The 9,855-nt window shown below is 40.0% G+C and carries 11 protein-coding genes; 7 read left to right on the top strand and 4 right to left on the bottom strand.

Features of this window, described 5'->3' with window-relative positions:
- Positions 1-255 precede the first annotated feature (255 nt).
- The gene (locus AAEZ02_RS17465; RefSeq protein WP_124011912.1) at positions 256-1,164 is read left to right on the top strand and encodes a 4'-phosphopantetheinyl transferase family protein; all 909 of its coding nucleotides are present in this window, start codon (positions 256-258) and stop codon (positions 1,162-1,164) included.
- A gap of 101 nt (positions 1,165-1,265) precedes the next feature.
- Here AAEZ02_RS17465 and queF read toward each other — a convergent pair whose 3' ends face one another.
- Positions 1,266-2,123: an NADPH-dependent 7-cyano-7-deazaguanine reductase QueF gene (queF, locus tag AAEZ02_RS17460; protein ID WP_124011911.1), complete on the bottom strand. Its 858-nt coding sequence runs from the start codon at positions 2,121-2,123 to the stop codon at positions 1,266-1,268.
- 54 nt (positions 2,124-2,177) lie between these two features.
- Between queF and syd the strand changes: the two genes are divergently transcribed.
- Positions 2,178-2,828 (top strand): SecY-interacting protein, encoded by a 651-nt coding sequence (syd, locus tag AAEZ02_RS17455; RefSeq protein WP_124011910.1) that lies wholly within the window; start codon positions 2,178-2,180, stop codon positions 2,826-2,828.
- A 76-nt stretch (positions 2,829-2,904) separates the two neighbouring features.
- Here the strand turns inward: syd and AAEZ02_RS17450 are convergent, their stop codons facing one another.
- Positions 2,905-3,678 carry a Zn-ribbon-containing protein gene (locus tag AAEZ02_RS17450; RefSeq protein ID WP_101032300.1) on the bottom strand — a complete coding sequence of 258 codons (774 nt, stop codon included), beginning with the start codon at positions 3,676-3,678 and terminating at the stop codon, positions 2,905-2,907.
- Positions 3,679-4,047, bottom strand: a complete 369-nt coding sequence (locus tag AAEZ02_RS17445; protein WP_124011909.1) for a hypothetical protein — start codon at positions 4,045-4,047, stop codon at positions 3,679-3,681.
- Between the two features lie 157 nt (positions 4,048-4,204).
- Here AAEZ02_RS17445 and AAEZ02_RS17440 point away from each other — a divergent pair, with 157 nt between their 5' ends.
- Complete coding sequence (locus AAEZ02_RS17440) at positions 4,205-4,588, top strand: DUF3192 domain-containing protein (protein ID WP_124011908.1); 384 nt, start codon at positions 4,205-4,207, stop codon at positions 4,586-4,588.
- 34 nt (positions 4,589-4,622) lie between these two features.
- Here the strand turns inward: AAEZ02_RS17440 and AAEZ02_RS17435 are convergent, their stop codons facing one another.
- Positions 4,623-4,859 carry a DUF2789 domain-containing protein gene (locus AAEZ02_RS17435; protein WP_124011907.1) on the bottom strand — a complete coding sequence of 79 codons (237 nt, stop codon included), beginning with the start codon at positions 4,857-4,859 and terminating at the stop codon, positions 4,623-4,625.
- A gap of 174 nt (positions 4,860-5,033) precedes the next feature.
- On the opposite strand from AAEZ02_RS17435, the gene AAEZ02_RS17430 reads away from it, so the two are divergent.
- The 4 genes from AAEZ02_RS17430 (at position 5,034) to AAEZ02_RS17415 (ending at position 8,526) form a co-directional block, all read left to right on the top strand.
- Positions 5,034-5,663, top strand: coding sequence for a GNAT family N-acetyltransferase (locus AAEZ02_RS17430; RefSeq protein ID WP_124011906.1), 630 nt, complete (start codon positions 5,034-5,036; stop codon positions 5,661-5,663).
- Between the two features lie 66 nt (positions 5,664-5,729).
- Positions 5,730-6,047 (top strand): Mpo1-like protein, encoded by a 318-nt coding sequence (locus AAEZ02_RS17425; protein WP_124011905.1) that lies wholly within the window; start codon positions 5,730-5,732, stop codon positions 6,045-6,047.
- A 1,118-nt stretch (positions 6,048-7,165) separates the two neighbouring features.
- Positions 7,166-7,759 carry a peptide-methionine (S)-S-oxide reductase MsrA gene (msrA, locus tag AAEZ02_RS17420; RefSeq protein ID WP_124011904.1) on the top strand — a complete coding sequence of 198 codons (594 nt, stop codon included), beginning with the start codon at positions 7,166-7,168 and terminating at the stop codon, positions 7,757-7,759.
- 185 nt (positions 7,760-7,944) lie between these two features.
- Positions 7,945-8,526, top strand: coding sequence for a beta-class carbonic anhydrase (locus AAEZ02_RS17415; RefSeq protein WP_124011903.1), 582 nt, complete (start codon positions 7,945-7,947; stop codon positions 8,524-8,526).
- Positions 8,527-9,855 lie beyond the last annotated feature (1,329 nt).

Genomic DNA, 9,855 nt, shown 5'->3' with positions numbered 1-9,855 from the left:
CTACTAACAATGATTTTACTCGGAGGACAGACTGCTTAGAATGTGGGTAAGCACATAATCTTCGTATGAGATTATTAGCATTCACCTTAGGCGTGAAGTCTGGGGGTTACCCATGGAAATTAGCATTATGTTAATGCTAATACTATTTTTCGCGTCAATTGAGAATCATCGCGATTATTGACAAATTCCTCGCTGAAGAGGGCTTATTAAGGTAATTTAGCCGTATCGCCATTTAACTGAGTTTTGTTTGCTTTAATGCCTGCCACTTTTTCGATATCCCAATTAGACTCGCTTGCTAAGCCGCATATTTACTTTGTGCGACTTGATGGTGGGTTTTCAACTGCAGATTATGATGCAGGTTTAGCCTTAGGTTGGTTAAGTGCTGATGAAGTCGCCAAGGTTGGCCGCTATAAAAGCGTGTCGGCGCGTCATAATGCGTTGCAAGTTCGTATCGCGCTTAGGGCGGTATTATCACTGCATAGTGAGCGAAAACCCCACGAGTGGCGTTTTCGTTATGGTGACAAAGGTAAACCAGCGCTTAGCGATGATTTATTGGCTCAAACTGGGCTACATTTTAATATAAGCCACAGCGGCGAGTGGTTGATGATTGGCGTGGTTACAGGTGGACAAGCGTTTAAAGCCGACTCCGATGTGAGTTTTGGGGTTGATATTGAACGTGAACGAGGCAGTACAGATATTGTGCCTATTTTAAATCATTATTTCACCCAAGCTGAAACTGATGCTTTGTTGCAATTACCACCATCATTACAGCGGCAACGTTTTTTTGATTTATGGGCGGTGAAAGAGTCTTACATAAAAGCACGCGGCTTGGGGCTGGCATTGTCGCTTAAATCGTTTGCGGTTGATTTTAGTCAGGCAACACCGCGCAGTATTGATTTACTCTCAGTTGATAAACAAATGCTTGATAATCAGAGTCAATTAATAGCATTATGCCAAGCCGTTAAGCTGCATTTTACTAATCCTCAAGATGTTGCGACAAAGATAACTTGGCAGACGGTGATGGGACGACTTGATCAAACATACCGTTTTGCCGTTACCTTAGGTTTGGCGAATCAATTGATGGCGACAACTACACCCAACCCGCTTGCGATTTTTGATACACCATTATGTTATCAATTAAGCCTCGCTGATATATTGCCATAAAGCTAAAAACGCTTAACTCTATTATCATTCACTCATCACTTACAAAAAAACCAACCTCAGTGAGATTGGTTTTTAGCGAATACTGATAACCGCTACGGCGATTATTGTCTCGCAAGGCGGTTTGATTCTGGTGGGTTTTCAAAGTCACTGCGATATGGGTTGATGTCTAAGCCACCGCGACGGGTATAACGCGCATAAACGGTTAACTTAGTGCACTGGCAGTATTTTTTTAAGTCGACAAAGATACGCTCAACGCATTGCTCGTGAAATTCATTGTGCTGGCGGAAAGAGATTAAATAGCGCAGCAGTTTTTCACGATCAATTTTAGGGCCTTGATAACGGATCATCACACTGCCCCAGTCAGGCTGTGAGGTGATTAAACAATTAGACTTCAATAAATTTGAATTTAGTGTTTCCGCCACGTTTTTGTCAGGATCTGTACCACCGATTAAATGATCTGGATTAAATGCGTATTCGTCGACTTCAATATCCAAGTCATCAATACAAGTACCCGGTAAATCAATAATACGTTCAAGATTAAAATGCTTAGGTTCGATGACTTTTACGGTCATATCACCTTGGGCACAAGCGGCTAAATCGCGGCTTAAGGTTTCTTGTACGGCTTCGACACTGTCAAACTTAGTTTGGTTAAAACTATTTAAGTACAGTTTAAAAGATTTAGATTCAATCAAATTGACACTGTTGATATCTAACTGAACTTCCAAAATGGCAACAACAGGCTTGCCTTTAGCATTAAGCCAAGACAATTCATATCCGGTCCAAATATCGGTACCGTGAAAAGGGAGTTGACCACTTAATTCAATAGCATCTCGGTTAAGTTTACGTGGAACCCCTTGCAGCAGTGACGCGTCATACTCAGCTTGATAAGCAGTTGCTTGGCCTAATGTTAAGCCTTTTAATGCTGCTGCATCACTATAAGGGTCGTGATTGTGTGTCATCTAATCGGATTCCGTGTCAAAATATGGTTTTATTATAAACTACGAGTGGCTTAAGTGTCTTGTTCATCTGCATTAGATTGCTTTATAAAAAACTATCTTAAATCTTATCAAGATACTTTATCTGAATTTCCGCGCTATTATCCTTTGGGCGAAGACTCAATATGTATTCAAGGAACGTTTGATGCAAATCGCGATGAAATAGTGTTCTGGCAGCCTGTTAAACGGGATAATGCAGCTGATTTTAGCAATGTGGAGCATGCATTAAATATTCAGTTACACCAAGATATTCATGCATTTTATGGCCAATATTTTTCAGCACCATTACCGTTTACGGCCTCGTTTGGCGACGGTGAATTAATTCAAGCGTGGAATCAAGCCGACTTTGAGAATTTGCAACAAAATGTAATTGGCCATTTGATCATGAAACAAAAGCTTAAACAACCATCTACTTGGTTTATTGGTGTAACAGGTGATGATGATCAAATGCTAACGGTAAACAACGATGATGGCAGTGTATGGATCGAAATACCAGGCCAGAAACAAAGCACTCAAATTGCGCCGTCATTAACTGAATTTCTGCAGCAACTATCTCCACTGATAAAACCGCCGGTTAAACCGATTGAAGAAACTGAGATTGTTGCCGATCATCCGGGTATCTTGCAGCGGATCAAAACCATGTGGCAATCGTTACGCGGTAAACAATAATATATACACTTTGAAATGGCAGCAAAACACATCGTTCAGTCTTTGAATGATGTGGTTACTGAGTGTTTTAATCTGCTTATTGATGATCCCAAGATAAATTCGACACTATGCGGCAGGGTTCACAGCGAAAATGGAATAGATCTAAAAGCGGTTGTTCCAGCTTCCAAGCCTGTGAGCCACAACGTGGACACTCCCTGTTCATTTCGCTTTCTAATGACTCGCCACCCACACGGTATAAGTAATAATAGGTGGGGATGTTAGTTAAATATTCTATCCTGCCACGTAAATCCCAACCGCGTCTAAATAGGTCACTGTCTGTCCGAGTTATTTCATCTAATGCTGCAAACTCAGCTTTTGTAGCTGCTGCCATTTGCAGTTCATCACACGCTTGCCATTCTGTTTGCCATTTTATGATGCGTTTATGATCGCCATTAAAAGTTGCTGGCAGTTGATATAAAGGTATTGGCAGCAGATTATCGCCATTGCGAAGCGGTGAACACATATGCACATAACTGGTATACAACACCTGCCATGACGGGGCGTCGGTATTACTGGCTTCAGAGTTGATGTCTTGGCCGATGAATTTTTCTCTAGGCGCCAATAGTTTGGCTGCCGTCAAGCCTGCTAATGTCACTTTTACCCAAGGGCTATTATAGCGATTAGCCAGACTGGTTTTTTCGGGTAATAACAAACGAGCCCTAAATTCGCCGTCATTAAAGGCGACCGCAAATTCACGTCCAAGAATTTGTCCATTAGCCCGAAGAGCTTCAAGAAACGCATTAATGGCTTTTTCTGCCGCCTCAATGGTGGTGTCGGCAAAACATTCAAAACGCAGTTCGAAGACAAACATTTATTGGTCGACCTTATTATTAATTATATTGCTTTGGACGACCTGGTTTGCTAATTGGCGTTCTAGCTCAGCGACTCGTTGGCTCAGCTGATTAATCTGTTGTTGCATGGCGATAACCTGTTGGGTGACTTGAGCGATAGGATCGGGTTGCTCATCAGTTGGCACATCTGCCATTGATTGCATGTCCGTTAATTCTGCTATGTGCTGCCATTCAGATTTAGGTAACGCTTTAAATTGCTGTAAACCTTGGATCAGGATTGGCATTGAAATTCGATTACCTAAGCGACTTTTTATCAGCGCTAAACTGGGAGTATGTCCATTGTTGGCAATCGATTTAGCTGCTGCAAGCACCTGTTCAATTGGACTCATTGTTGGTGAAATTCCTTAATGTTTTATAGTGAGATTAACTAACGCATGTGATATTAAAAATAAACCCATATAAATCAATATATTAATTGTGGCACGATTTTGGCTTAAAGACTATGTAAATACAATTCGGATTATATTTTAACAAAAAGGACGCAACATGAAATTAAAACTTATCGCAGCAGGATTAATTGGCGCAACATCACTGATGTTAAGTGGTTGTGTGATCAGTGTTGGTGGTCATGAATCGGGTAAAAGTGCTGACTATTGGCAAGAGCAACAGGATGAAAATCGTCAACTAATTACCAAATTGTCTATGGGAATGAGCAGTGATCAAGTGACAACCCTGATGGGCATAGCAGATTTCAGCGAAGCTTATGCTAAGCCGACTCAGGACCGCGCCGAGCAGTCTATCAAAGTGTTGTTCTATCGCACCCAATGGGCTGAAGGTGATGGTAAAACAACTAAAGACGAATGCACGCCAATTGTGTTCCGAGACGACGTTTTAGTGGGCTGGGGTGACGCCGCCTATAAACAAATTTAGTCATTGAGTCACGTCATCTGACATTAACAATCAATTACGCTTCAGCTCGCATCATCACGTCCAATTGGTCAATCACTTCTGACCATTGGGCGTCTTCTAATAATGCCTCTTTTAAAAATGCTTTTTGAGCTGGGTTCCAGCAATTAGCATCAGTGATTAATGTGTGCTTATCAAGTTTATTTTGGATAACAAAGTCATCGATCCCCTCTTGATGATGAGGCAAACCTAATTGCTTAAATAAGTGACTTAGATCATTTAATGTTGTGTCCATTTGATGCATTCCTTGTAATGGTTAAGTCGATAAATTCAGTATCAATCTTGATGACAAAAAATGCAAACAACTGTCGTATATAACCGTTTTGTAGGTCAAACGCATAAACAAAACTTGTAGATTGTTTCAAACTTGTTAAATTAAGTTCAGAGAGTTAATCAACAAGGAATAATAATGGACAATAACACCTTGGAAACCCTACGTGCAGTGTATTTAACCGCTGAAGACATACGGGTTGCAGCTTCCATTCTCTATAATGCTTATCATGATGACCCTTATTTTATCGAGGTACTCGGCCAACAAGATACTCAACAATATGAACAAAAACTTCGTGCCGCTATTCGTGAAGAGTTAAATGAATTATGGCAACAAGAACAACCTTTGATTGGCCTATTTGACGGTGACCGTTTAATCGGTGTTGCGTGTGTTATTACTCAACAAGTGCCGCTGGGCGAGGGACGTTATTGGCATTGGCGTTTCAAAATGATGTTAGGGACTGGCTGGAAATCAACTCAGGGATTAATGCAAAAAGAAACCTGTATTTTAGAACATCTTCCTTCTCAAAAATGCGGAATTTTACAATTTATTGCCTTATCACCTAATGAGCAGCATAAAGGTTATGGTGCCAAACTCATTCAAGCGGTATTGAGTTGGTGTGATGAACAACGTAGGCTCGATGGGGTCGGGGTATTTGTCAGTAATCCTTCACATCATAAAGCATTAGTACAACAAGGGTTTACTAGTATTGCCACCGTTAACGTTGGCAATGTCGAGGGTGAAATATTATTTTACAACAAGGTATAACTCAAGACTACATAATCTAATATTAACAGAGCATATGATTAGCTGGTGATTAAAAAGGAGTGAGTAATGCAACCTAAACGTTATTCTTCATTTGCAGAGTTTTACCCATTTTATCTGTCGCAACATCAAGATCCTGTTTGTCGAAGACTGCATTACATTGGCAGTAGCATTATTTTGGTGATTGTTGTTAATACCTTGATTAACCAGCATTGGTGGCAGCTGTTGTGGGTGCCTGTAGTTGGGTATGGTTTTGCATGGTTAGGGCATTTTATGTTTGAAAAAAATCGGCCAGCTACATTCACTTACCCGTTATACAGCTTGTGGGGTGATTGGGTCATGTTTGGTCAAATGTTAATGCGTTTATGGCGTAAAAAAATCCGATAGTAATAACTTGCTCACACTTCTGTAAGCCATATCCTACAAGTCTGTAGGGGATCCTATTTTAAGTTGTCAGTGTTTAACGTCATCAATTATTTTTAACCCTACAAAATCAGCTTCTTATAACTTTTTATGCTTTTTTAGATGTTGCTAATTTGTTTGTTAAATGTCGTGTGTCTTTTTCATGGCGTTTTATGTGGTTAGAATATTGTTATCGAAAGCGAGTCATGAGTTGCTTTTCTTAGGATGAGAAATAAAACGAATGATGCTTAAGAATTTCAAGGATGAGACTAGGAAGGACATGCTCACGGATTAGGGCATAAACTCGGCAGATGGATAGCCGGATCAAGGAAGAGTGTAGACAGTAAAAAGTCGACACAAGGGTAAAGGGACAGGACTGCAGGAAGCAGTATGGATGATTCAACGGATTGATATGGATTTAACGCTCAGCCAATGGACCGGCTGTTCAATGGAATGACACTCATGAGTCTTTTGTTATACACAAATAGACAAGGAAATGAGAACAGGGAAAAGGACTGCAGGAAGCATGATTACATGGATGGTGCAGGGAGCAAACTTTCAGCCGGATTGCTGACAAAAGCGTTTAATGGGCACAACCTTATAACTTAAGGTTGTGCCTTTTTGCTTTTTGGCGAAAAGTTTATGGCATTTGGATCCTGTGAATAAGGTTGTGTAAATAACAAATCTAAGATTCATAATAAGTCCCAAAGTGTAAACTGATTTAGGATGTCATCATATAGGCATGCAGCTTAATAGCGCACTCATTACGATGAATATTTATCTATCCTTGTGGAGTCTTATGTTTGCCCTATGACCTAATTCATACAGTGAGTATGCCTATTTCTATATTGATACCCTGAATTCGTCATCTTGAGCATTCTGACGCGCGTGACCCTTAGCCTAAATAATAATTCAATGATTAACCTATTGCGTTAACAACGCTGATTTAGCAGTAAAACTATCTATTATGTAAAAATAGACAACAAATCCGAGGTAATCATCACGACTCTCGGGCATAGTGAACCTCTAAATCATTAACTTCGTAATGTAAATATCTTAGATACAAACACATCAATAAACTCGGAAAAATAATGGAGGGTATTATGAAAAACACACTAGTGTTAATAATATTAGCAGCAAGTTTATTGTTTTATGCTGCTAATGCCACTGCAGATAAAACCATTTTGGCCGGAGGATGTTTCTGGTGTATGGAATCAGACTTTGAAAAACTTGATGGCGTAACCGATGTGATCTCAGGATTCACAGGCGGAATCTTAAAAGACCCCACATACAATGGCAACCATGACGGTCATTTTGAAGCGGTTCAAATAACCTATGATCCTAGCAAGGTGAGTTACAAAGAGTTGTTAGATTATTACTGGGTTAACATAGATCCCTTTGATGCAAAGGGGCAATTTTGTGATAAAGGTACAAGCTATTTAAGCGCGATTTTCGTGGCAAACGATAAAGAAAGGGAAATTGCCCAACAGTCTAAAAGGGACATTGAAAAGCAATTTCCCAATAATAACGTTATTACGCCAATCTTAAATGCTTCTATTTTTTACCCAATTAAGGGCGATGAAAGTTACCATCAGGATTACTATAAGAACAGTCCCATTCGGTATCATGCTTATCGCTGGAATTGTGGTCGAGACCAAAGGTTAACAGACATTTGGGGAGATAAAGCGACACATTAATCTGATTGATGTTAGTCAAACACCTATGGGGTCGATTGATAGTTGGTTAGTTTATGTCATTGCTTATATCAGTCTGTAACAGATTCTGTGTAATTACCCCAGAATTGAGATAATAACCGCGACATTCATAATTGCGATGTAGTGGACGCACAATAAAATACGCTTCACCACAAAGGAGAACAAAGGTGAGTAAAATAGTACAAGAAATAACATCAGCAAATGCTGATTATGTAGCTGGTTTTGGGGATAAAGGCAATTTGCCAATGCCTCCTGGCAGGCAGTTTGCCATCCTGACATGTATGGACGCACGTTTAGATCCTGCTAAATATGCAGGTCTTGCCGAAGGTGATGCCCATGTAATTCGTAACGCAGGCGGCAGAGCAAGTGATGATGCTATCCGTTCATTAGTCATTTCTTACAAATTACTTGGCACAAAAGAATGGTTTGTTATTCATCATACAGATTGCGGAATGGAAACATTTAATAATGAGATAATGGCTGATTTGTTGTCTGCAAGTCTAAAAACATCAAGTGTTGACGGATCAGGCTGGCATGATAGTCATGCTGGTGGTGGCACTACAGACGGCAAGTTTATTGAGTGGCTGACTATTAGTGATCAAGCTAAAAGCGTGTTATCTGATGTAGAAAGAATTAGAAATAATTCAATGGTGCCAAGTGATATCCCTATTTATGGTTATATTTATGATTGTAAAACGGGGAGTCTTGTTGAGGTTCCTGAAGCAACAGAAGCGGGAAAGGCAAGTTAGAACCTAACAAAGCAAATTCACTCGGATGATTAAAAAAACGGTGCGGCTTTCACTGCAGCCACACCGCTTTTAGCTGTCGATGATTTGCAGCGTTAAGCATATTTTTCTCAGCAACATTTCTCGAGTGAGGATCTTCGTTTAATTTATTTTTGTCCAAGCATGACTTGTCGAAAATAGGCCCGCGAAATTATCCTTGTGTTAGATTCTAGGGCGGACGCTGTCCTTCGAGGACGCTTCGATTCTAGGATCTAGGACTTAAGATCTAGGAATAGTGATATTAAAAGGGAGTCACCATCATCTTCAATCACTGCCTTGATCCGTTACCCTACGACAGCTCTGAAACGAGCATCTTGAAGTGGAATGGTATACCCGTTATTAGCGTATTACGGTTGCTCTCGTGATTTGCTGGTTTGCCGCACTCATCAATACCAACTCTCCTTCGGTTATATGGATTAAGGTTAAGCAAAATAGCGGATTTAAGCCAGGGTTTGAGCTGTTTGCTGGTTTAGGATGTTTAGTTAATAGTAATCGTTAACTAGATGTTTACCTTTTTTGCCTGCCGCCTTGTGAGATATATCTCACAAAGTGTGTGAGCCGAACCACCTAATTGATAGCTTATATGTCTGCTTAAAATTTAATTTATTGATTTTGTTCGTTATTTTAATTTATGTTGTCTGTGAAATATTTTAATCATTTACAGGTACCTGTTTACGTCTAGGTAAATGAATTATTATTTATCTCGTTCCTAGGGAAGGGACATTACAAGGTAGTAAAGCGGTCGTGGAAGACCATGAGTATATAGATATAATGGACGGTATTAAGTTTCAGGATGAAACGTTAGGCTTGCTCAATGGACGCAATAGCGGATTAAGCGGGTTTTATAACATTATCAGGATGATAGTGTGCAATGGATGCCAGATTGTACGCAAATGATTTGCGACAGGATAGAGTAAGAATTTCATGGATGATATAAGGACACGCTTAGGATGGAGCAGGCTCGGTAAAAGGATAATCGAGTAAGAGGGAAAGTACTTTATTGTACATGGAACATCAAGGATTGAACAAGGATAGAGCAGGAAGCAAGCGATACGTATGGATGGTGCAGGGAGCACATTTATAGCTGGAAAGCTTAACAAGAGATCAAGAGGCCGCGGCAGTTACTGTCGCGGCCTTTCTTTTGCTTTTTTTCCGTGATGACTGGAACTTATCGTTGTTATGTTGTCAAATTGTAAACACTATGATGTTTGAACTTATACCAATCCGCATTAAATTATGATCTAATATGCTCACCACTTTCAAATTATTTTATACTGTGAAAAACTACACATC

Origin of the sequence: Shewanella sp. T24-MNA-CIBAN-0130, assembly GCF_040310185.1 — a bacterium.
In the GTDB taxonomy this organism is placed as follows: domain Bacteria; phylum Pseudomonadota; class Gammaproteobacteria; order Enterobacterales; family Shewanellaceae; genus Shewanella; species Shewanella psychromarinicola.
This window is presented reverse-complemented; position numbering and strand designations above follow the sequence as displayed.

Excerpts from the sequence above, each read along its gene's own strand:
- AAEZ02_RS17440 (WP_124011908.1), top strand. The coding sequence starts at position 4,205 with ATGAAATTAAAACTTATCGCAGCAGGATTAATTGGCGCAACATCACTG.
- AAEZ02_RS17445 (WP_124011909.1), bottom strand. The coding sequence starts at position 4,047 with ATGAGTCCAATTGAACAGGTGCTTGCAGCAGCTAAATCGATTGCCAAC.
- AAEZ02_RS17425 (WP_124011905.1), top strand. The coding sequence starts at position 5,730 with ATGCAACCTAAACGTTATTCTTCATTTGCAGAGTTTTACCCATTTTAT.
- AAEZ02_RS17450 (WP_101032300.1), bottom strand. The coding sequence starts at position 3,678 with ATGTTTGTCTTCGAACTGCGTTTTGAATGTTTTGCCGACACCACCATT.
- AAEZ02_RS17430 (WP_124011906.1), top strand. The coding sequence starts at position 5,034 with ATGGACAATAACACCTTGGAAACCCTACGTGCAGTGTATTTAACCGCT.
- queF (WP_124011911.1), bottom strand. The coding sequence starts at position 2,123 with ATGACACACAATCACGACCCTTATAGTGATGCAGCAGCATTAAAAGGC.
- msrA (WP_124011904.1), top strand. The coding sequence starts at position 7,166 with ATGAAAAACACACTAGTGTTAATAATATTAGCAGCAAGTTTATTGTTT.
- AAEZ02_RS17465 (WP_124011912.1), top strand. The coding sequence starts at position 256 with ATGCCTGCCACTTTTTCGATATCCCAATTAGACTCGCTTGCTAAGCCG.
- AAEZ02_RS17435 (WP_124011907.1), bottom strand. The coding sequence starts at position 4,859 with ATGGACACAACATTAAATGATCTAAGTCACTTATTTAAGCAATTAGGT.